Here is a 19,438-nt window from a genome sequence, read left to right on the forward strand (position 1 = left end):
GTCAGAGAGGTGTTGCGTCGATCAGGCGTTGACCGGGGCGTTCACGTCCGCCGGCAGCGCCGCCTTGGCGACGTCGACCAGCGCGACGAACGCGGCGTGGTCGTTGACGGCCAGGTCGGCGATGATCTTGCGGTCGACCTCGACACCGGCCAGGTTCAGGCCCTGGATGAACCGGTTGTAGGTCAGACCCTGCTCGCGCACACCGGCGTTGATCCGCTGGATCCAGAGCTTGCGGAAGTCGCCCTTGCGCTTGCGGCGGTCGTTGTAGCTGTAGACCAGGGAGTGGGTGACCTGCTCCTTGGCCTTGCGGTACAGGCGCGAACGCTGACCCCGGTAGCCGGAGGCGCGCTCGAGAACAACCCGACGCTTCTTCTGGGCGTTTACCGCCCGCTTAACGCGTGCCATCTTGTGTTACTCCTTCAGAAATTTCGGGTGACTCAGAGACCGAGCAGCTTCTTGGCGCGGGGGACGTCGGCCTTGGCGACCTCGGTCGTCCCGGACAGGCGGCGCTTCACGCCGGCAGACTGCTTCTCCAGGTTGTGGCGCAGACCGGCCTTCTGGCGGCGGATCTTGCCCGAACCGGTCACCCGGAAGCGCTTGCTGGCTCCGGAGTGCGTCTTGTTCTTCGGCATCTGTACTTTCCTTCTCTCAGGCTTCGATCTCGGGATCGAGGTTCTCTGAACGCTTGCGTTCCTTCTTCTGCGCGGCGGGTCCGGTGTGCGAGGCCTTGATCTCGGCCTCGATCTCGGCCTGCTCGGCTGCCTTCTCGGCGGCGGCCTCGACCTTCTCGGCCTTGACCTCGGCCTTCGCCTCCGCCTTCTTCTTGTGCGGGCCGATCACCATCGTCATGTTGCGGCCGTCCTGCTTGGGCGACGACTCGACGAAGCCCAGCTCGGTGACCTCCTCCGCCAGCTTCTGCAGCAACCGGTACCCGAGCTCGGGACGGTGCTGCTCGCGGCCGCGGAACATGATCGTGATCTTGACCTTGTCGCCCTGGCGCAGGAAGCGCACGACGTGACCCTTCTTGGTCTCGTAGTCGTGCGCGTCGATCTTGGGGCGCAGCTTCATCTCTTTGATGACGACGTTCGTCTGGTTGCGACGGGCTTCACGGGCCTTTTGCGCGTTCTCGTACTTGAACTTGCCGTAGTCCATGAGCTTGCAGACCGGCGGCCGGCCCTGGGGCGCGATCTCGACGAGGTCGAGGTCCGCTTCCTGGGCAAGCTTGAGCGCCTGGTCGGTCGGCACGATGCCAACGGTCTCCCCGTTGGGTCCCACGAGACGGACCTCGGGAACCCGGATCCGATCGTTGATGCGCAGCTCAGTGCTGATGTGTCCTCCTGGGTCGTGTTACCTGGTCGACCGGAGGGCGGCCCGTCATGACGAAAGGGCTCCCGCACCGACGCGGAAGCCCCTGGGACAGCGGGCCCGATGCATCCATCGAACCGCTGGACCTGACCCGACGACCTGATCGTGCTGCGGTCGGTGCGGGTGGGAGGAGGCCTCCACTTTGTCGGATCGGGCGCCCTGGAGTGATCCGGGACGTCCGATCGGTCGTCAACCAGGGTACAGGCTTATCGCTCCTGGGTCACATCGGGCCGCTCGACCGCTTGGGCCCAGCCCCAGCCCTCGCCCACGCGGACCAGCAGCAGGTCCTCGCCGAGCGCCCGCAGGTCGTCGCCCTCGATCGGGAAGAGCACCGGGCCGGCGACGTCGACCAGGAGTGCGTCGGCACCGTCCTGGATCGCCGAGAGCGCCGCCTTCCGCAGGCTCACCGCCACCGGGCGCGCCTCGGGGTTCCAGGTGGTCAGGGCTTCCTGGGAGGTGAACGCGAGCAGCGCCGTGCGGCCGTCCTGGCCGGTGATCAGCACGGTGGCCATGTCGCTGGTCTTGTCGTGGGCGAGTCCGTTCTCGTCGTACTCGACCTCGCCGAGGACGGCCAGCACCGGCACCAGCACCCTGGTGTCCTGGAGCGTTGCCAGCGTCGGCGCGTTTCGTCCGTGCGGGTCGGCGTCGTAGGCGGCCAGCGCCGCGGTGACGGCGGGGTCGGCACGGCCGTCGTCGTCGGCGAAGCCGGGATCGGGGATCACTCGTTCCAGCGCCACGCCGACCATCATCCCAAACCTGCTCCCCGCTCCGCAGCCCGGCTCCGTAGGCTGGCCGGTGTGAACGACTCCACTGCCCGCAATTCTCTGGCCCGCCGGCTCTCCGGGGCCGTGAACGCACTCGCCGACCCGGTCACCCCGATGGTGGTGGTCGACCTCGACGCCTTCGACGCCAACGCCGACGACCTGGTACGCCGGGCCGGCGGCACCCCGATCCGGGTCGCCTCCAAGTCGTTGCGGGTGCCGGCGCTGCTGACCCGGGCGCTCGCCCGCGACGGGTTCGCCGGGGTCCTGGGCTACACGCTGCGCGAAGGTCTCTGGCTCGTCGAGCAGGGCATCAGCACCGACGTCGTGCTCGCGTACCCGACCGTGGACCGCGGCGGCCTCCGACGCCTGCTCGCCGACGAGAAGGCACGCGCTTCGATCACCCTGATGGTCGACAACGTCGCCCACCTCGACCTGATCGACGGCTGCCGGGAACCGGGCACCAGCGTCCCGGTCCGGGTCGCCCTGGACATCGACGCCGGGCTGCGGCTCGGGCGCTCGCACGTAGGACCGAAGCGGTCCCCGCTGCACGACAGTGCCGACGTCCTCGGTTTCGCCCGCGCGGTGATCGCCCGGCCCGGTTTCGAGTTGGTCGGCGTGATGACCTACGAGGGCCAGGTCGCGGGCGTCCAGGACGCGGTGCCGACCCAGCGCGCCAAGTCGCTCGTCGTACGGCGGTTGAAGTCGGCCTCGATGGCCCAGCTGGCCGAGCGCCGCAGCCAGATCGCGTCGGCGCTCGCCGAGCTGGTCGAGCTGGAGTTCTGGAACGGCGGCGGATCGGGCAGCGTCGAGGCCACCGCCGCCGACCGCGCGGTGACCGAGATCGCTGCCGGTTCCGGGCTGCTGGTGCCCACGCTCTTCGACCACTACCAGAGCTTCCGGCCCCGTCCGGCGGCCTTCTACGGGGTTCCGGTCGTCCGGAAGCCGTCCGAGGGCATCGTCACGGCGGCTGGCGGCGGGTTCATCGCGAGCGGACCGGCCGGGAAGGACCGCGCGCCGCTCCCCTGGGCTCCGGCCGGGCTGCACCTGACCGGACTCGAGGGTGCCGGCGAGGTCCAGTCCCCGCTCACCGGACCCGGCGTCGCGGCGCTGGAGATCGGCGACTGGGTCTGGTTCCGGCACGCGAAGTCCGGCGAGCTCGCCGAGCACACCAACCTGGTGCACCTGGTCAGCGGTGATTCCGTGGTCGAGACGGTCCGCTCCTACCGCGGGTTCGGCTGCTCCTGGTGAGCAGCGCCGCGGAGATCGGCCGGCTCCTGGACCTGCGGGCCGGCGACGATCCCAGCGCACGGCAGATCCTCTGCATCGACGGCCGGGCCGGGACCGGCAAGAGCACCCTGGCCGCCGAGCTCTCGGCGGCCTCGGGCGGGATCACCGTCGTGCACACCGACGACCTCCTGCCGGGCTGGGGCGGTCTCCCCCGCCTCCCGGACCTGCTCGCCGCGCTGGTGGAGCCGCTGGCCGCGGGCCGACCGGGCAGCTACCCGCGGTACGACTGGATCGCCGGCCGGGTCGCGGAGACCGTCGTCGTCGACCCGCTGCCAGGACTCGTGATCGTCGAGGGCGTCGGCGCCGGGTGCCGGTCGCTGCGGCCGTGGCGCACCGTCCTCGCCTGGCTGGAGACGCCGACCGAGCTGCGTCGTACCCGCGCCCTCACCAGGGACGGCGACACCTTCGCGCCGTACTGGGACGCCTGGGCCGAGGCCGAGCTGGAGTACCTGCGCACCGACGCCGACCGGGACGCGGCCGACCTGGTCCTCAGGACCTGAGTCCGCGCAGGCCGATCAGCCTTCCGGCGGAGCCGGCGTGTTCTCGACGACCAGGCGGCGCAGGTCCCGGACCGCCTGCTGTGCGCGGGACCCGTCCGACGACTGGATCGCGACCGCGGAGATCGAGGTGCCGTCGGAGAGGTCCAGCCCCGCCCACGGTGCCCCGCGACGCAGGTTCACGGCGACGATCTGCGACCAGTCGTAGTGCCGGGTCCGGTAGCCGTTGACGACGGTGACGCCCTGGTCGTCGACGCTGACCCGGGACCGCATCAGAGCGAACCAGACCCCCAGCGCGATCAGGCCGAGGAAGACCAGCGTCGACTTCTGGAAGACGGTGAACCGGGCGCGCACGTCCGGTCCGAACGCGATCCAGACGGCCAGGGTGAGCACCAGCAGCATCACGCCGAGCGCGGTCCCCATCATCCGGGCGCCGAACGGGCGCCAGGTGTGCGGCAGGGTGACCGGCTTGGCAGTCATCGTGGTCACAGCCGGCAGGCGTGGATGTCGGTGAGCAGGATCGCCCGGGCTCCGAGCTCGTAGAGATCGTCCATCAGCCGCTGCGCACCGTCGCTGGGCACCATCGACCGCACGGCGACCCAGCCCTCGCGATGAAGCGGCGAGACCGTCGGGCTCTCCAGACCGGGGGTCAGCTTGACGGCTTCCTCGACCCGGTCCATCGGGATGTCGTAGTCCATCATCAGGTACGAGCGCGCCACCAGGACGCCCTCGAGGCGCCGCTTGAACGCGGTCAGTCCCTCCGGCTCGGCACCGGCCCGGGTGATCAGGACCGCTTCGGACTCCATGATCACGTCGCCGACGATCACCAGCCCGGCCTGCTTCAGGGTGCTGCCGGTCTCGACGACGTCGGCGATCACGTCGGCGACGCCGAGCTGGATGCTGGTCTCGACGGCGCCGTCGAGGTGGACGACGCTCGCTTCGATCCGCTGCTCGTCTAGGTAGCGCTGCACCACACCGACGTACGAGGTGGCGATCCGCTTGCCACGCAGCTCGGCGAGGGATTCGAGCACGCCGGGCCGGGCGGCGAACCGGAACTTCGAGCGGCCGAAGCCGAGCTGCATGGACTCCTCGGCGACCGAGCCCGAGTCGAGCAGCAGGTCGCGCCCGGTGATGCCGATGTCGAGGGTGCCCTCGCCGACGTACAGGGCGATGTCGCGGGGGCGGAGGTAGAAGAACTCCACACCGTTCGCGGTGTCGAGCAGGCTCAGCTCCTTGGAGTCCGTGCGCTGGCGGTAGCCGGCTTCACGGAGCATCTCGGAGGCAGCGGTGGAGAGGGCGCCCTTGTTGGGCAGGGCGATCCTCAGAAGATTGCCGTTCGTCATGAGACTTCCTAGAGGTGTGCGTAGACGTCGTCGAGCGAGATTCCGGCGGCGAGCATCAGCACCTGCGCGTGGTAGAGCAGCTGGCTGATCTCCTCGGCCGCCCGCTCATGGCCCTCGTGCTCGGCGGCCATCCAGGACTCGGCGGCCTCCTCGACCAGCTTCTTGCCGATCTGGTGCACACCGGCGTCCAGGGCCGCCACGGTGCCGGAGCCCTCCGGACGCGTCTCAGCCTTCTCGCTGAGCTCGGCCCACAACTCCTCGAACGTCTTCACGGGGTCCAGCCTAGTGGTCGCTGTCGATCGGTTTCCCACCGCGTCTCGACAAGCTCGACGACCGGGTCCTCAGTTCCCGAGATGCTCGCGGCGCCGGATCTTGCGCAGCGTGACCGCGGTCTGCAGCGCGGCGCTGGTCGCCTCGTACCCCTTGTCCTCCCGCGAGCCCTCCAGGCCGGCGCGATCCAGCGCCTGCTCCTCGTCGTCGCAGGTGAGCAGCCCGAAGCCGATCGGGACGCCGTGGTCCAGCGCGACCCGGTTCAGGCCGTCGGTGGCGGCGGTGGAGACGAACTCGAAGTGCGGGGTGCCGCCGCGGATGATCACGCCGAGCGCGATCACCGCGTCGAAGCCCTGCCGGGCGAGCGCGTCGGCCACCACCGGGAGCTCGAACGAGCCCGGGACGCGGACCACTACGGGAGACTCGACCTGGTGCTTCTTCAGAGCGTCCAGGGTGCTCTCCAGCAGCCCGTTCATCACCTTCTCGTGCCAGCTCGCCGCGACGACGGCGACCCGGAGGTCGTGGCAGTCGAAGGGCCGGTCAGCCGGGGTGCCGTCACCGCTCATGAGGTCGCTCCTGTGGTCTCGGCGTGCGGGGCCTGATCGGTGGCGAGGCCGGGCAGGTCGTGCCCCATCCGGTCGCGCTTGGTCCGAAGGTAGGCGATGTTGTGGTCGTTCGGCCGCGGTGTGAGCCCGACCTGCTCGGCGACCGGGATCCCGTACGACGCCAGGCTGTCCGTCTTGTCCGGGTTGTTCGTGAGCAGCCGGACCGAGCCGACGCCCAGGTCGCGCAGGATCTGCGTCGCCGCGCCGTAGTGCCGGGCGTCCGCGGGCAGGCCGAGGTCGAGGTTGGCATCGACGGTGTCGCGGCCGCCGTCCTGCAGCTGGTAGGCCTGCAGCTTGGCGAGCAGGCCGATCCCCCGGCCCTCGTGGCCGCGCAGGTAGATCACCACGCCGCGACCCTCCTGGGCGATCCGCTCGAGCGCCTCGTCGAGCTGGGGACCGCAGTCGCACCGGGACGACCCGAAGACGTCCCCGGTCAGGCACTCGCTGTGCACCCGGGCCAGCACCGGCTCCCCGGTGCGCAGCGCCCCCGGGTCGCCGTACACGAGGGCGATGTGCTCGGAGCCGTCGACGGTGATCCGGTAGCCGAACGCGGTGAAGTCGCCGTGCGCCGTCGGCAGCCGGGTCTCGGCGACGCGCTCGACGTGGGTCTCGTTCTTGCGGCGGTAGTGCACCATCTGCTCGATCGAGATCATCTTGAGGCCGTGCTCGTCGGCGAACTCACGGAGCTCCGGGCCGCGCTTCATGGTGCCGTCGTCGTTGACGACCTCCACCAGGACGCCGGCCGGGGTCAGACCGGCCATCTTCGCCAGGTCGACGGCCGCCTCGGTGTGGCCGCGGCGGACCAGGACTCCCCCTTCGCGGTAGCGCAGCGGGAAGACGTGGCCGGGCCGGGTGATCTCCCAAGGCTCGGTCGCCGAGTCCGCCAGCACCCGGGCGGTGTGCGCCCGGTCAGCGGCGGAGATGCCGGTGGAGACGCCGTCGCGGGCGTCGACCGAGATCGTGTAGGCGGTCCGCAGCTTGTCCTTGTTGTGCGGGGTCATCAGCGGGATCTCGAGCCGGTCCAGCATGTCGGCGGGCATCGGCACGCAGATCACGCCGCTGGAGTGCCTGATCGTGAACGCCATCAGCTCCGGGGTCGCCTTGGAGGCGGCGAAGATGAGGTCGCCCTCGTTCTCGCGGTCCTCGTCGTCGACGACCACCACCGCCTTGCCGGCGGCGATGTCGGCGATCGCCTCCTCGATCGGGTCCAGCCGGACCGGACCGCGGTTGTTCGGGTCTTTCGCGCTCATTGCTTCACCATCTTCTCGACGTACTTCGCGATCACGTCAACCTCGAGGTTGACCGGATCGCCGGGTTGCTTGAAGCCCAGGGTGGTCCGGGCGAGGGTCTCGGGGATGAGGCTGACGGTGAACGACTCCGCCTCCACGTCGGCCACGGTCAGGCTGATCCCGTCCACGGTGATCGAGCCCTTGTCGACCAGGTACCGGTTGAGCTCGAAGGGCAGCGAGATCCGGACCAGCTCCCAGTGCTCGCTCGGGGTGCGGGAGAGGATCTCTCCGGAGCCGTCGACGTGACCCTGGACGATGTGGCCGCCGAGCCTGGTCGCCGGAGTGACGGCCCGCTCCAGGTTCACCCGGGTGCCGACCTTGAGGGCGCCGAGCGAGGTGTTGGCCAGCGTCTGCAGCATCACGTCGGCGGTGAAGACGCCCTTCTTGTTCGTCACCACGGTGAGGCAGACGCCGTTGACCGCGATGGAGTCGCCCGGGCGGGCGTCGCCCGCGACCACGGGTCCCTTGACGGAGAGGCGGACAGCCTCGTGGAGCGGTTCGATGCCCGCGACCTGTCCGAGCTCTTCGACGATGCCGGTGAACATGTCAGTCCTTCCCTCTCAGCCTTCCGGTGATCCGGACGTCGGAGCCGAGGACGGTGACGTCCTCCACCACGAGGTCCAGCGCATCGGTGATCGATTCGATTCCCAGGTCGGCGACGGCGTTGCGGCCGGACCCGAGGAGCTTGGGTGCCAGGTAGCCGACGACCTCGTCCACCAGGCCCGCGCCGACGAAGGCGGACGCCACGGTCGGGCCGCCCTCCAGGAACAGGTGCTGGCACCCCCGGGCATGCAGCTCGGCCAGGACGGCGGCGACGTCGCGGGTGCGCAGGTGCACGGTCTCGGCAGCGTCGTCGAAGACCTTGGCGTCCTGGGGCAGGTCCCGCTCCCCCATCACTACGCGCAGCGGTTGCCGGTCCGCGGGTGCGCCGACCTCGTCCCGGACGGTCAGCGCGGGGTCGTCGCGGAGCACCGTGCCGGTGCCGACCAGGATCGCGTCGCACGCGGACCGGAGCCGGTGCACGTCACGGCGGGCGGGTTCGTCGGTGATCCACCGGCTGGACCCGTCGGCGGCGGCACTGCGGCCGTCGAGGGTCGCGGCGAACTTCCAGGTCACGAACGGGCGGCCCCGCTCCATCGCGAACGTCCAGGCCCGGTTCAGCCGCCGGGACTCGTGCTCGAGCAGCCCCAGCTCGACCGCGATCCCCGCGTCGCGCAGGGTCTGCGCTCCGCCGGCCGCCTCCGGGTTCGGGTCCGGTTGTGCGAAGACCACGCGGGCGACCCCGGCTTCGACCAGCGCGCGGGCGCACGGTCCCGTCCTGCCGGTGTGGTTGCAGGGTTCCAGGGTGACGACCGCGGTGGCGCCTCGGGCGGCGGCACCGGCCTCGGCCAGCGCTGCGGCCTCGGCGTGCGGCGTACCGGCTCCGCGGTGGAAGCCCTCGGCGATCTCGGAGCCGTCCGGGGCGAGCAGGACGCACCCGACGCGCGGGTTCGGGCCGTGCGGGACGCCGGGCGTGGCGGCGAGCTCGAGGGCGCGGCGCATCGCACGTTCCAGCGTGCTGCTGTCGATGCTCATCGGTCCCGCCTCTCGTCCTGGCCCGCGGACTCTGAGAGGTTGTCGAGAAGGGGACGCACGGGAACGCGGACGAACTCGGAAAGTCCGTCGACGGGCCCTGCGTGCAACTTCCCATCCGGACTTTCACCGTCGGTCCAGGAATTTCACCTGGTCAACCGGTCGCTGGCTGCGATCGGGTCGCGGACTTTAACCGCCGGCTCGGACTTTCACCGATCCCAGTGCACGCGAGTTGTTTCACTCGTCTTGGGGACAAGCCTGCCATATCTGGGACGGATGTGGACTGTGAGGTCCCTTACGCTCCGTTGAACAGGCCCTTCTAGCCCCTTCAATCGGCCCTTGCCGTCGCTTGACACTGCCGGGACCCGAGTCCGTCAACCGAGAGTGGCTTCGGCCTTCGCCTTCAGCTCACGCACCATCGCGTCCGGGTCCTCGGCGGAGAAGACAGCCGAACCGGCGACGAAGACGTCCGCGCCGGCGTCCGCGCAGCGCTCGATGGTCTCCAGGGAGACGCCCCCATCGACCTGGAGCCAGACCTCGAGGCCGGCCGCCGAGATCAGCTCGCGGGCACGGCGGATCTTGGGCAAGCAGAGGTCGAGGAACTTCTGACCTCCGAAGCCCGGCTCGACGGTCATGATCAGCAGCATGTCGAGCTCGCCGAGCATGTCGGCGTACTGGTCGATGCCGGTCGCCGGCTTGAGGGCCATCGAGGCGCGCGCGCCCTTGGCACGGAGCTCGCGGGCGAGTCGGACCGGAGCGGCGGCCGCCTCCGCGTGGAAGGTCACCGAACCCGCGCCTGCCTCGGCGTACGCCGGCGCCCAGCGGTCCGGGTCCGCGATCATCAGGTGCGCATCCAGCGGCGTCGTCGTCGCCTTCGCGAGCGATTCGAAGACGGGGATGCCCAGCGTCAGGTTCGGGACGAAGTGGTTGTCCATCACGTCGACGTGGATCCAGTCGGAGCTGGGGATGCGGGCGACCTCGTCCGCAAGGCGTGACAGGTCGGCGTTCAGGACGCTCGGCGTGATCTGGATTCCCATGGCGGGTCGATCCTAGTGGCCGCCGTCTGCGCCGACCCAAACGGCCGACTCAACGGACGGCAACGGCCTGTTCAACCGACGAGAAGGGACTACTCAACGGCGGCGGAGGAGGGAGAGGAACATGGCGTCGGTGCGGTGGCGGTGGGGCCAGAGCTGGAGGGCGCCGGGGAGATGGGCGGACTCGGCGTCCTCGAGGTCGCCGATCAGGTCCAGGGCCGGCTCCACGACCGCGTCGGTACGGCGCTCCAGCACCGTGCGCACCACGCCGGCGGTCTCGGCGACCACGGGCGAGCAGGTCGCGTAGAGCACGACTCCTCCGGGGCGGGCCGCGTCGAGCGCCGCATCGAGCAGGGCGACCTGGAGCGGCACCAGCTCCTCGACATCCGCTGCGGTGCGCCGCCACCGGCTCTCCGGACGACGGCGCAGCGCCCCCAGGCCGCTGCACGGCGCATCGACCAGGACCCGGTCGAAGGTGCCCGGCGACCAGGGCGGTCGGGTGCCGTCGCCGGTGACCACGCCCAGGACCCCCGCGCGTGCGGCGCGCACACCCTGGGCGACCAGCTGGGCCCGGTGCCGCTGCCGCTCGTTCGCGAGGACGCCGGCACCGCGCTCAGCGGCGATCGCGGCCAGCAGCGCCGCCTTGCCTCCGGGGCCGGCGCAGACATCGAGCCAGCGCTGATCGTCCCCCTCCAGAGCGGCGCGGGCCAGGACCAGGGCGACGAGCTGGGAGCCAGCGTCCTGGACCCCTGCCCGACCCTCGCGGACGGCCGGTACGGCGCCAGGATCGCCCCCCTCCAGCTCCACCGCGTACGGCGACGCCGCCAGCGCGCTGCCGCCGAGCTCGGCCACGTCGGCCAGTCCCGGCCGGGCGACCAGAACGACGGCCGGACGCTCGTTGTCCGCGGCGAGCAACGCGTCCAGCTCGGCGGGCCGGTCCAGCGCCTCGGCGAGCGCGTCGATCACCCAGGCTGGATGGGCCGTCCGTGCCGGCCGCGGCCGATCGGTGAGCCAGCTCTCCAGGTCCTGCGCGGCCACCTTGCGGAGCACCGCGTTGACCAGTCCGGACGGCTTGTGCCCGATCTGCTCCTTGACCAGGTCCACCGTGGTCGTGACCGCGGCGTGGGTCGGCACCCGCATCGAGAGCAGCTGGTGGGTGCCGAGGCGCAGGGCGTCGCGCACGGGCGGTTGCAGCGTTCCCTTGACCAGCCGGTCCAGGATGTCGTCGTAGGACCCCTGGAGGCGGAGGGTGCCGCCGACCAGCTCGGTCGCCAGGGCGGCGTCACGACCGCTCACCCCGCGTTCGCGCAGCAGCCGGGAGAGCTCGAGGTTCGCGTAGGCGTCCTGGTCGCTGACCGCGCGCAGCACCTCGAAGGCGACCAGGCGCGCCGGATCAGTCCGAGCCACCGGCACGGTCCGCGAGGAAGGCCTTCACGAGCGACTTCGCGGCGCAGGCGCACCAGGCATCGGTGATCACCTCGACCAGCTCGTCGTAGGAGATCTCACCCAGGCGCGAGGTCTGGACCAGGACGGCGTTGTAGCCGTTGAAGTGCGGGATCGTGAAGTACGGCCCGCCCCCGGCGAGGAGCGCCTGCTTGTCGCCGTCGTCAGCGGTCCGGATCACCAGCAGGTCGTCGTACAGGTCGCCGGTCTCGGGATCGATCGCGGACTTGTGCGGCTGCCGGTAGAGCAGGAACCCCCGGCCCTTGTCGCGGTGCGGCACCAACCAGGTCGGGACGTCGCCCCAGCTGGTCCCGAACCAGGTCTCGGGCAGCGAGGCGCAGATCGCGTCCACGTCCTCCGGGGTCGCCGGCCGGGACGCCATCAGGACCCCAGCGCCGGGTTCTCGGGGAACTGGGTCCCGCGGGCCCAGTCGGCGGCCGGCATCTGCTTCTTGCCGAACGGCTTCACGTCGCCGAGCTGCACCGGCGTAGTCGCGGTGCCGACCCGGACCGAGTTCTTGGTGATCTCCAGCCGGCCCGGCGGCAGCGGCTCGCCGTCCGAGGACTCGACCAGCCTGACCGGGCCGATCTTCATCCGCTCGCCGCCGAACGTCGTCCAGGCGCCCGGCCCGGGCGTGCAGGCGCGGACCCGACGGTCGATTGCGAGCGCGGGATCGTCCCAGTCGATCCGGGCGTGCTCGACCAGGATCTTCGGCGCGAAGCTGATCCCCTCGGCCGGCTGCTCGCGCGCCTCGATGGAGCCGTCGGCGATGCCGTCGAGCGTCGCGACCAGCAGGCCGGCGCCGCCCTCGGCCAGCTTGGCCAGCAGCGTCCCGGCGGTGTCGTCGTCGTGGATCAGCTGGGTCATCAGACCGAACGTCGGACCGGCGTCCAGCTCCTTGACGATCCGGAAGGTGGTGGCGCCGGTGACCTCGTCGCCGGCGAAGATCGCGTGCTGCACCGGCGCGGCCCCGCGCCAGTGCGGGAGCACCGAGAAGTGCAGGTTCACCCAGCCGTGCACCGGGATGTCCAGGGCCGACTGCGGCAGCAGCGCCCCGTAGGCGACCACCGGGCAGCAGTCGGGCTGCAGCGCCCGCAGCTCCTCCTGGAACGCCGGGTCCCGCGGGTGCTCCGGCTTCAGGACCGGTACGCCGAGCGACTCGGCCAGCTGGGCGACCGGCGAGGCGACCAGCTTGCGGCCCCGGCCCGCGGGCGCATCCGGGCGGGTGATCACGCCGACGAGCTCGTGCGGACTGTCGGCGATCGCCTGCAACGCGGGCAGGGCGGGCTCGGGGGTGCCGGCGAAGACGACGCGCATCGCCTAGATCCCCAGCCCGTTGGTGCCGTGCGGGGAGATCCGGACCTGGGTGTCGGCACTGAACCAGTCGGACTCCCGGATCGTCCGCATCGCTTCCCGGCGGGCTTCGCGGTCCAGCCGGTCGAGGAACAGGATGCCGTCCAGGTGGTCGGTCTCGTGCTGGATCGCCCGGGCGAGCAGCTCCGACCCCTCGATCGTCACCGGGTCGCCGTGCATGTTGAACCCGTTCGCCACCACCGACATCGCCCGGACGCAGTCGATCGACAGCCCGGGGAGGGAGAGGCAGCCCTCCTCCCCGTCCTGGGTGTCCGAGGAGAGCGTCAGCTTCGGGTTGATCAGGTGGCCGAGCAGACCGTCGACGTGCCAGGTGAACACCCGGAGGCCGACGCCGATCTGCGGCGCGGCCAGACCGGCACCCGGAGCGTCCAGCATCGTCTCGGTCAGGTCGGCGACCAGGGTCCGGATCTCCCGGTCGAAGTCCACGACCTCGAGAGCGGGGGTGCGCAGCACCGGATCACCGAACAGTCGGATGGGCCTGACAGACACTCGTTCTCCTTCGCATGGGGCGCGGCAAGTCTATGCGGGCACGCACGTCGTCAGACGTGGTGGAGGGCAAGGCGGAGGAGCGAAGGAGTCCACAGGCGGAGCGAAGCGGAGCGGACTTCGAGCGACGACAACGCGGCCAGGCGCCGCGTATGGCGCCGTGCGTCAGCCGAGACTCGTCGGGTCGACCTCTACCCGCAGGTGCGGCTCCTTGCGTGCCGACCGCCGTGCCTGCAGCTCCACCAGGGCGGCCGAGAGCTGGGCGCCCGCGGTCCGGGGCACCCGGACGACGTACCGCTGGTCCTCGGGGTCGTCCCCGCTGGGCACCGGGCCGAGCACCTCGGCACCCTCGGGGAGCGCGAGCGAGCCGAGCGCCGCTTCGAGGAGATCAGCCGGGCCGGTCACGGTCGCGACCCGGGAGGCGGGCGGCAGGTGCGCGTCCTGACGCTCGGCGATCTCGCGGCGGGCGAACCCGGCGGGGTCCCAGCGGATCAACGCCTGCAGCACCGGCCTTGCCGGATCCCCGACGACCACCACCCGGCCCGGCGCGTCCCCGGAGCCGACCAGTGCGGCCGCGTTCAACCAGCGCCGCAGCGCCTCCTCCTCGGCGCGCAGGTCCGAGCGCGCGAGCAGCAGCCAGGAGTCGAGCAGCACCACCGCGACGTACCCGCCGGGCACCGTCGGCTCGGCTCCCGGGGTCGCGACGATGATCGCCGGCCGCGCCCGGACGTCGAGCAGCACCCGGTCGGCCGACGACGTCTGCACCGGCACCGAGGGGAAGGCCCGGCCGAGCTCCTCGGCGGTGCGCTGGTCCCCGAGCACCGGTGCCCGCAGACCGCGGCCGCCGCACTCGGCGCACGTCCACCCCAGGGCCTGGGTCCCGCACCAGGTGCAGGTCGGCGGCGCCTGGGGCCCGGGGATCCGCAGCGGACCGTGACAGGTCGCGCAGACCGCGGGTGTCCGGCAGGTCTCGCACGCCAGCCGGGTCGCGTACCCGGATCGGGGCGTCTGCACCAGCACCGGACCCGCGGTGAGCGCGTCCCGCAGGACGTCGAAGACCTCCCGCGGCAGCCTGCTGGTCCGGGCTCGCGGGTCGCGGACGAGGTCGAAGTCGCTCCCGCCGGTGACGTTCGCGGCCACCCGCGTGCGCAGCTCGGCCCTGGGCAGCGAGACGTCCCGCGCCCAGCCGCTGCGGACCAGGTACTCGGCCTCCACGCTCCGCGCGTGCGCCGCCAGGAGGACGGCGCACCCGCTGCGCTGGGCTCGGATCAGCAGTACCTCACGCGCGTGCGGGTACGGCGCCCGCGGCTCGGCGTACAGGTCGTCGCCGTCGTCCCAGATCGCCACCAGCCCGAGGTCGTGGACCGGGGCGAACGCGGCGGCGCGGGTGCCGATGACGATCCGCACGGCCCCGCGGGAGACGGCCAGGAACGCCCGGTAGCGCTTGGCCGGTCCGGAGTCCGCCGTCAGCACCACGTGGTGACCGGGACCGAGTCGTTCGGTGAGCGCCTGGTCGAGCCGGGCCACGTCCCGTACGTCGGGCAGGCAGACCAGGGCGCCGCGTCCGCCGGCCGCCGTGGCCGCGACCGCCTCGGCGAGCAGCCGGGCGCCGTCGTCCCCGGGGCCGACCGTCCAGACCGCTCGGGCCTGCTCCCCCGCGGCCAGCGCCTCCAGCGTCTCGGCGCCGCCGTCGTACAGGCGCCAGGGACCGGGCTCGACCGTGCCGCTGAAAGGCGGGGCAGTGGCGCTCTCGAGCTTCTCGGTGGTGGCGTGCCGGGACGGAACCGCGAGCCGGAGCACGTCGGAGCGGGTCCCGGCGTACCGGGCGGCGACCTCGCCGACGACGGCCGCGATCTCCGCGGAGAGCACCGGCTCCGCGCTGACCACCCGGCGCAGGTAGGCGAGCCGGCCGGCGTGCTCGGTCTCCGCGACCCGGGCGACGAGGTAGCCGTCGACGTCCTGGCCGGCGAACCGGACCTTCACCCGCGCGCCCGGGACGGCCGTTTCCGCCATCGACGCCGGGACGGCGTAGTCGAACGGACGATCCAGGTGGGCGAGCGGCAGGTCCACCAGGACCTGGGCGATCGGATCGACCTCCGCGCGCTCCTGGGGCTTCTTCTCCACCGGTGCCTTGGCCTTGCGCGCCTCTGCTCGCGCGATCCCGGGCAGCGAGAGCTGCGCGTCGGGGTCCTCGGTCATGGGGTCATCCAATCAGTCGGGGCCGACTGATGCGGAGCGGCGGTGGAAACGCAGAACCGGCCGTTCCCCGCGGGGGAACGGCCGGTTCTGAGGGATCAGATGCCGGCGGCCTTCTTCAGGGCCTCGGCGCGGTCGGTGCGCTCCCAGTAGAACTCCGGGAGCTCGCGGCCGAAGTGACCGTACGCCGCGGTCTTGGCGTAGATCGGGCGCTTCAGGTCCAGGTCGCGCACGATCGCGGCCGGGCGCAGGTCGAAGACCTCGAGCACGGCCTTCTGGATCTCCTCGTCGGAGACGACGCCGGTGCCGAAGGTCTGGATGAAGACGCCCACCGGGGCGGCCTTGCCGATCGCGTAGGCGACCTGCGCCTCGCAACGGGTGGCCAGACCGGCGGCGACCACGTTCTTCGCGACCCAGCGCATCGCGTAGGCGGCCGAGCGGTCCACCTTCGACGGGTCCTTGCCCGAGAACGCGCCACCACCGTGACGGGCCATGCCGCCGTAGGTGTCGACGATGATCTTGCGGCCGGTCAGGCCGGCGTCACCCATCGGGCCGCCGACCACGAAGTTGCCGGTCGGGTTGACCAGCAGCCGGTAACCCTCGGACGGGATGTCGAAGGTCTCCAGGATCGGGTCGATGACGTGCTTCTTGATGTCCGGCGCCAGGGTGCCGTCCAGGTCGATGCCCTCGGCGTGCTGGGTGGAGAGCACCACGGTGTCGACGCGGACCGGGCGGTCGTTCTCGTCGTACTCGATGGTGACCTGGGTCTTGCCGTCCGGGCGGAGGTAGTCGAGGGTGCCGTTCTTGCGGACCTCGGTCAGCTTCTCGGAGAGGCGCTGCGCCATCGAGATCGGGAGCGGCATGAGCTCCTTGGTGTCGTCGCAGGCGTAGCCGAACATCAGGCCCTGGTCGCCGGCGCCCTGGCTGTCCAGGTCGTCGCCGGAACCGTCGACGCGGGCCTCGAAGCCCTTGTCCACGCCCTGGGCGATGTCGGGAGACTGCGCGCCGATGGCGATCTGGACGCCGCAGGAGGCCCCGTCGAAGCCCTTCTCGGAGGCGTCGTAGCCGATCTCGAGGATCTTGCCGCGGACCAGCTGCGCGATCGGCGCGTAGGTCTTGGTGGTGACCTCACCAGCGACGACGACGAGACCGGTGGTGATCAGGGTCTCGACCGCCACCCGGCTGTGCGGGTCGTCCGTCAGCAGCGCGTCCAGCACCGTGTCGCTGATCTGGTCGGCGATCTTGTCCGGGTGTCCCTCGGTGACAGATTCCGAGGTGAACAGGCGTCCAGTCACTTGTAGTCTCCTGCAATTTCTCCGGTCCCGAAACGGCCCGGTGAGTCATGGATTGGGTGCAACGGAGTCAGCCTAACGGCTTGTCCTCATGCTGAGATGGCATCTCAGAAACTTGTCAGCGGGATTCGAGCAGACCGGCTACCCGGTCCCAGATCGCTTGCGCCACCGCGCTCTTGGCGCCTCGCGGTACCGGCGTGGTCACACCGTCGGCGCCCAGGATCACGGCCTCGTTCTCCTCGGACCCGAAGACCTTGCCGCCGCCGACGTCGTTGACGACGAGCAGGTCGCAGCCCTTGCGCGCGAGCTTGGCCCGGGCGTGCTCCATCACGGTGCCGTGGGCGTCACCGGTCTCTGCCGCGAAGCCCACGACCACCTGGGCCGGGCTCGGACGGTCCCGGGCGAGTCCGGCCAGGATGTCCGGGTTCTGGGTGAGCCGGATGTCCGGCGCCGAACCGTCCTCGGCCTTCTTGATCTTGGAGTCGGTGAACTGCGCCGGGCGGAAGTCCGCGGGCGCGGCCGCCATCACCACCACGTCGGCGCTGCGGGACGCCGAGACCACCTGCTCCTGCAGCTGGGCCGTGGTCTCGACCTTGACCACCTTCACCCCGGCCGGGTCCGCCAGGGTGACGTTCGCGGCGACCAGGGTCACCTCGGCGCCGCGGGCGGCCGCGGTCCGCGCCAGCGCGTAGCCCTGCAGGCCCGAGGACCGGTTGCCGAGGAAGCGCACCGGATCGAGGTACTCGCGGGTGCCGCCGGCGGAGACCACCACGTGCCGGCCGGCGAGGTCCTGGGCCTGCGCTCCCCCGCGGGCCAGTACGTCGACCGCGTAGGCGTAGATCTCGGCCGGGTCCGGCAGCCGGCCCTTGCCGGTGTCGGCGCCGGTCAGCCGGCCCTCGGCGGGCTCGATCACCAGGGCGCCGCGCTCCCGCAGGGTGGCGACGTTGGCGACGGTGGCCGGGTGGTCCCACATCTCGGTGTGCATCGCCGGCGCGAAGACCACCGGGCAGCGGGCCGTCAGCAGGGTGTTGGTGAGCAGGTCGTCCGCCAGGCCGTGGGCGGCCTTGGCGAGCAGGTTCGCGGTGGCCGGCGCGACCACGACCAGGTCGGCGGTCTGGCCGATCCGGACGTGCGGCACCTGGTGGACGTCGGTCCAGACCTCGGTGCTCACCGGCTTGCCGGAGAGGGCGGCCCAGGTCGGCGCGCCGACGAACTCGAGCGCGGCCTCCGTCGGGACGACCGTGACGTCGTACCCGGACTCGGTGAAGCGCCGGAGCAGCTCACAGGCCTTGTACGCAGCAATCCCGCCGCTCACGCCGAGGACGACGTGAGGACGGGATGGTGCTGACGAAGTGGTCATCGTGAACCTGCGTCAGGCGGTCGCGGGCTCCGCGACGGCCTCGTCGGGGTCGATGTCCTCGCACACGAGCAGGTCCTCGTTGATCTCGCGCATCGCGATCGACAACGGCTTCTCCTGCACGTGGGTGTCCACGAGCGGGCCGACGTACTCCAGCAGGCCCTCGCCGAGCTGGGAGTAGTAGGCGTTGATCTGCCGAGCACGCTTGGCGCTGTAGAGCACCAGCTTGTACTTGGAGTCGGTCTTGGTCAGCAGGTCATCGATCGGGGGGTTGGTGATCCCCAGGGCGACGGGCTGGTTACCGGACACGCTCATGCGGGCCTCTCGAGAGCAGTGGAGTGGGCGATCCGAGGCGGATCAGCCTCAGGACCGCATCAACTCTACCAACTCTTCGACCGCAGCGGGAATCGTGTGGTTCACGACGGTGGCGTCGAACTCGGCCTCGGCCGCCAGCTCGGCCCGGGCGGTGGTGAGCCGGCGCTCCCGTTCCTCCTCGGTCTCGGTGCCGCGCCCGACCAGCCGGCGCACCAGCTCGTCCCACGACGGCGGCGCCAGGAACACGAACCGGGCCTCCGGCATCCGCTCGCGGACCTGCCGCGCACCCTGCAGGTCGATCTCCAGGAGTGCCAGCCGGCCCTCGGCGAGCGCTGCCGTGACGGGGCCGCGCGGCGTGCCGTACCGAGCGGCCCTGTGCACGACCGCCCATTCGAGCAGCTCGTCCTCGGCGACCATCCGGTCGAACTCGGCGTCGTCGACGAAGTGGTAGTGCACCCCGTCGACCTCGCCCGGACGCTGCTTGCGCGTGGTGGCGGAGACCGAGATCCAGACCTCCGGGTGGTGCTCGCGCAGGTGCGCGGTCACGGTGCCCTTGCCGACCGCGGTGGGGCCGGCCAGCACCGTCAGGCGCGCGTCACTCACCGGCGGGGAACTCGGCGACGAGCGCCGCGACCTGCTTCGCGCCGAGGCCGCGGACCCGTCGGCTCTCGGAGATCTTCAGACGTTCCATCACCTGGGCCGCCCGCACCTTGCCCAGGCCGGGCATCGACTGCAGCAGCTCGCTGACCCGCATCTTGCCGATCACCAGGTTGTGCTCGCCCTCGGCGAGCACCTCCGCGATCGACGCCCCCGAGTGCTTGAGGCGGTTCTTCACCGCGGCCCGTTCCCGACGGGAGGCAGCAGCCTTGTCCAGTGCAGCCTGGCGCTGTTCTGGAGTTAGTGGTGGCAGAGCCACGACGGCGACCTCTTTCAAATGTCCAGTGCGGTG

Annotated in this window: 24 protein-coding genes and 1 riboswitch; of the genes, 2 read left to right on the plus strand and 22 right to left on the minus strand. The window is 71.3% G+C overall.

Annotated elements, in window-relative coordinates; translation table 11 throughout:
* Positions 1-21: 21 nt before the first annotated feature.
* The 4 genes from rplT to EFK50_RS05955 form a co-directional block, all read right to left on the minus strand.
* Positions 22-405 carry a 50S ribosomal protein L20 gene (gene rplT / locus EFK50_RS05940; RefSeq protein WP_123226663.1) on the minus strand — a complete coding sequence of 128 codons (384 nt, stop codon included), beginning with the start codon at positions 403-405 and terminating at the stop codon, positions 22-24.
* A 32-nt stretch (positions 406-437) separates the two neighbouring features.
* Positions 438-632 carry a 50S ribosomal protein L35 gene (rpmI, locus tag EFK50_RS05945; protein WP_123226664.1) on the minus strand — a complete coding sequence of 65 codons (195 nt, stop codon included), beginning with the start codon at positions 630-632 and terminating at the stop codon, positions 438-440.
* Positions 633-648: 16 nt separating this feature from the next.
* Complete coding sequence (gene infC / locus EFK50_RS05950; protein ID WP_221177315.1) at positions 649-1,329, minus strand: translation initiation factor IF-3; 681 nt, start codon at positions 1,327-1,329, stop codon at positions 649-651.
* A 242-nt stretch (positions 1,330-1,571) separates the two neighbouring features.
* Positions 1,572-2,102, minus strand: coding sequence for an SseB family protein (locus EFK50_RS05955; RefSeq protein ID WP_246004057.1), 531 nt, complete (start codon positions 2,100-2,102; stop codon positions 1,572-1,574).
* Positions 2,103-2,162: 60 nt separating this feature from the next.
* On the opposite strand from EFK50_RS05955, the gene EFK50_RS05960 reads away from it, so the two are divergent.
* A complete protein-coding gene (locus tag EFK50_RS05960; protein ID WP_246004058.1) occupies positions 2,163-3,377 on the plus strand; it encodes an amino acid deaminase/aldolase in 1,215 nt (404 codons plus the stop codon).
* On the plus strand, positions 3,374-3,916 hold the full coding sequence (locus tag EFK50_RS05965) for a nucleoside/nucleotide kinase family protein (RefSeq protein ID WP_246004059.1): 543 nt from the start codon (positions 3,374-3,376) through the stop codon (positions 3,914-3,916). Before EFK50_RS05960 ends, EFK50_RS05965 begins: the two co-directional genes overlap by 4 nt.
* Before the next feature lie 15 nt (positions 3,917-3,931).
* Here the strand turns inward: EFK50_RS05965 and EFK50_RS05970 are convergent, their stop codons facing one another.
* From EFK50_RS05970 to mihF, 18 genes are all read right to left on the minus strand, one after another.
* Complete coding sequence (locus tag EFK50_RS05970) at positions 3,932-4,393, minus strand: PH domain-containing protein (RefSeq protein WP_123226985.1); 462 nt, start codon at positions 4,391-4,393, stop codon at positions 3,932-3,934.
* Between the two features lie 5 nt (positions 4,394-4,398).
* On the minus strand, positions 4,399-5,256 hold the full coding sequence (gene hisG, locus EFK50_RS05975; RefSeq protein ID WP_123226666.1) for an ATP phosphoribosyltransferase: 858 nt from the start codon (positions 5,254-5,256) through the stop codon (positions 4,399-4,401).
* Between the two features lie 8 nt (positions 5,257-5,264).
* A complete protein-coding gene (locus tag EFK50_RS05980; protein ID WP_123226667.1) occupies positions 5,265-5,528 on the minus strand; it encodes a phosphoribosyl-ATP diphosphatase in 264 nt (87 codons plus the stop codon).
* A gap of 69 nt (positions 5,529-5,597) precedes the next feature.
* Positions 5,598-6,092: a 6,7-dimethyl-8-ribityllumazine synthase gene (gene ribH / locus EFK50_RS05985; protein ID WP_123226668.1), complete on the minus strand. Its 495-nt coding sequence runs from the start codon at positions 6,090-6,092 to the stop codon at positions 5,598-5,600.
* Positions 6,089-7,381: a bifunctional 3,4-dihydroxy-2-butanone-4-phosphate synthase/GTP cyclohydrolase II gene (locus EFK50_RS05990; RefSeq protein ID WP_123226669.1), complete on the minus strand. Its 1,293-nt coding sequence runs from the start codon at positions 7,379-7,381 to the stop codon at positions 6,089-6,091. Before EFK50_RS05990 ends, ribH begins: the two co-directional genes overlap by 4 nt.
* Entirely contained in the window at positions 7,378-7,965 is a 588-nt protein-coding gene (locus EFK50_RS05995; RefSeq protein WP_123226670.1) for a riboflavin synthase, read from the minus strand. The genes EFK50_RS05990 and EFK50_RS05995 overlap by 4 nt, the downstream gene beginning before the upstream one ends.
* 1 nt (position 7,966) lies before the next feature.
* Positions 7,967-8,995 (minus strand): bifunctional diaminohydroxyphosphoribosylaminopyrimidine deaminase/5-amino-6-(5-phosphoribosylamino)uracil reductase RibD, encoded by a 1,029-nt coding sequence (gene ribD / locus EFK50_RS06000; RefSeq protein WP_246004060.1) that lies wholly within the window; start codon positions 8,993-8,995, stop codon positions 7,967-7,969.
* A gap of 97 nt (positions 8,996-9,092) precedes the next feature.
* Positions 9,093-9,223, minus strand: a riboswitch (FMN riboswitch).
* Between the two features lie 143 nt (positions 9,224-9,366).
* The gene (gene rpe / locus EFK50_RS06005; protein WP_123226671.1) at positions 9,367-10,029 is read right to left on the minus strand and encodes a ribulose-phosphate 3-epimerase; all 663 of its coding nucleotides are present in this window, start codon (positions 10,027-10,029) and stop codon (positions 9,367-9,369) included.
* A gap of 93 nt (positions 10,030-10,122) precedes the next feature.
* Entirely contained in the window at positions 10,123-11,433 is a 1,311-nt protein-coding gene (locus tag EFK50_RS06010) for an RsmB/NOP family class I SAM-dependent RNA methyltransferase (protein ID WP_246004061.1), read from the minus strand.
* Positions 11,420-11,851 carry a hypothetical protein gene (locus EFK50_RS06015; protein WP_123226673.1) on the minus strand — a complete coding sequence of 144 codons (432 nt, stop codon included), beginning with the start codon at positions 11,849-11,851 and terminating at the stop codon, positions 11,420-11,422. The genes EFK50_RS06010 and EFK50_RS06015 overlap by 14 nt, the downstream gene beginning before the upstream one ends.
* Positions 11,851-12,786 carry a methionyl-tRNA formyltransferase gene (gene fmt / locus EFK50_RS06020; protein ID WP_123226674.1) on the minus strand — a complete coding sequence of 312 codons (936 nt, stop codon included), beginning with the start codon at positions 12,784-12,786 and terminating at the stop codon, positions 11,851-11,853. The genes EFK50_RS06015 and fmt overlap by 1 nt, the downstream gene beginning before the upstream one ends.
* Positions 12,787-12,789: 3 nt before the next feature.
* Entirely contained in the window at positions 12,790-13,332 is a 543-nt protein-coding gene (gene def / locus EFK50_RS06025; RefSeq protein WP_123226675.1) for a peptide deformylase, read from the minus strand.
* A 162-nt stretch (positions 13,333-13,494) separates the two neighbouring features.
* Positions 13,495-15,528, minus strand: coding sequence for a primosomal protein N' (locus EFK50_RS06030; RefSeq protein ID WP_221177300.1), 2,034 nt, complete (start codon positions 15,526-15,528; stop codon positions 13,495-13,497).
* A 95-nt stretch (positions 15,529-15,623) separates the two neighbouring features.
* Positions 15,624-16,820, minus strand: a complete 1,197-nt coding sequence (gene metK / locus EFK50_RS06035) for a methionine adenosyltransferase (RefSeq protein WP_123226676.1) — start codon at positions 16,818-16,820, stop codon at positions 15,624-15,626.
* 115 nt (positions 16,821-16,935) lie between these two features.
* On the minus strand, positions 16,936-18,177 hold the full coding sequence (gene coaBC / locus EFK50_RS06040) for a bifunctional phosphopantothenoylcysteine decarboxylase/phosphopantothenate--cysteine ligase CoaBC (RefSeq protein ID WP_123226677.1): 1,242 nt from the start codon (positions 18,175-18,177) through the stop codon (positions 16,936-16,938).
* Between the two features lie 12 nt (positions 18,178-18,189).
* The gene (rpoZ, locus tag EFK50_RS06045) at positions 18,190-18,489 is read right to left on the minus strand and encodes a DNA-directed RNA polymerase subunit omega (RefSeq protein ID WP_123226678.1); all 300 of its coding nucleotides are present in this window, start codon (positions 18,487-18,489) and stop codon (positions 18,190-18,192) included.
* Between the two features lie 48 nt (positions 18,490-18,537).
* Positions 18,538-19,092: a guanylate kinase gene (gene gmk, locus EFK50_RS06050; protein WP_123226679.1), complete on the minus strand. Its 555-nt coding sequence runs from the start codon at positions 19,090-19,092 to the stop codon at positions 18,538-18,540.
* Positions 19,085-19,405 carry an integration host factor, actinobacterial type gene (gene mihF / locus EFK50_RS06055; protein WP_123226680.1) on the minus strand — a complete coding sequence of 107 codons (321 nt, stop codon included), beginning with the start codon at positions 19,403-19,405 and terminating at the stop codon, positions 19,085-19,087. Before mihF ends, gmk begins: the two co-directional genes overlap by 8 nt.
* Positions 19,406-19,438 lie beyond the last annotated feature (33 nt).

The organism is Nocardioides marmoriginsengisoli, from assembly GCF_003725695.1.
Lineage (GTDB): Bacteria > Actinomycetota > Actinomycetes > Propionibacteriales > Nocardioidaceae > Marmoricola > Marmoricola marmoriginsengisoli.

What these genes read in the sequence shown, in the direction of transcription:
- rplT (WP_123226663.1), bottom strand. Translation starts at nt 405, where the DNA reads ATGGCACGCGTTAAGCGGGCGGTAAACGCCCAGAAGAAGCGTCGGGTT.
- rpmI (WP_123226664.1), bottom strand. Translation starts at nt 632, where the DNA reads ATGCCGAAGAACAAGACGCACTCCGGAGCCAGCAAGCGCTTCCGGGTG.
- EFK50_RS05970 (WP_123226985.1), bottom strand. Translation starts at nt 4,393, where the DNA reads ATGACTGCCAAGCCGGTCACCCTGCCGCACACCTGGCGCCCGTTCGGC.
- hisG (WP_123226666.1), bottom strand. Translation starts at nt 5,256, where the DNA reads ATGACGAACGGCAATCTTCTGAGGATCGCCCTGCCCAACAAGGGCGCC.
- ribH (WP_123226668.1), bottom strand. Translation starts at nt 6,092, where the DNA reads ATGAGCGGTGACGGCACCCCGGCTGACCGGCCCTTCGACTGCCACGAC.
- EFK50_RS05990 (WP_123226669.1), bottom strand. Translation starts at nt 7,381, where the DNA reads ATGAGCGCGAAAGACCCGAACAACCGCGGTCCGGTCCGGCTGGACCCG.
- EFK50_RS05995 (WP_123226670.1), bottom strand. Translation starts at nt 7,965, where the DNA reads ATGTTCACCGGCATCGTCGAAGAGCTCGGACAGGTCGCGGGCATCGAA.
- ribD (WP_246004060.1), bottom strand. Translation starts at nt 8,995, where the DNA reads ATGAGCATCGACAGCAGCACGCTGGAACGTGCGATGCGCCGCGCCCTC.
- rpe (WP_123226671.1), bottom strand. Translation starts at nt 10,029, where the DNA reads ATGGGAATCCAGATCACGCCGAGCGTCCTGAACGCCGACCTGTCACGC.
- EFK50_RS06015 (WP_123226673.1), bottom strand. Translation starts at nt 11,851, where the DNA reads ATGGCGTCCCGGCCGGCGACCCCGGAGGACGTGGACGCGATCTGCGCC.
- fmt (WP_123226674.1), bottom strand. Translation starts at nt 12,786, where the DNA reads ATGCGCGTCGTCTTCGCCGGCACCCCCGAGCCCGCCCTGCCCGCGTTG.
- EFK50_RS06030 (WP_221177300.1), bottom strand. Translation starts at nt 15,528, where the DNA reads ATGACCGAGGACCCCGACGCGCAGCTCTCGCTGCCCGGGATCGCGCGA.
- coaBC (WP_123226677.1), bottom strand. Translation starts at nt 18,177, where the DNA reads ATGACCACTTCGTCAGCACCATCCCGTCCTCACGTCGTCCTCGGCGTG.
- rpoZ (WP_123226678.1), bottom strand. Translation starts at nt 18,489, where the DNA reads ATGAGCGTGTCCGGTAACCAGCCCGTCGCCCTGGGGATCACCAACCCC.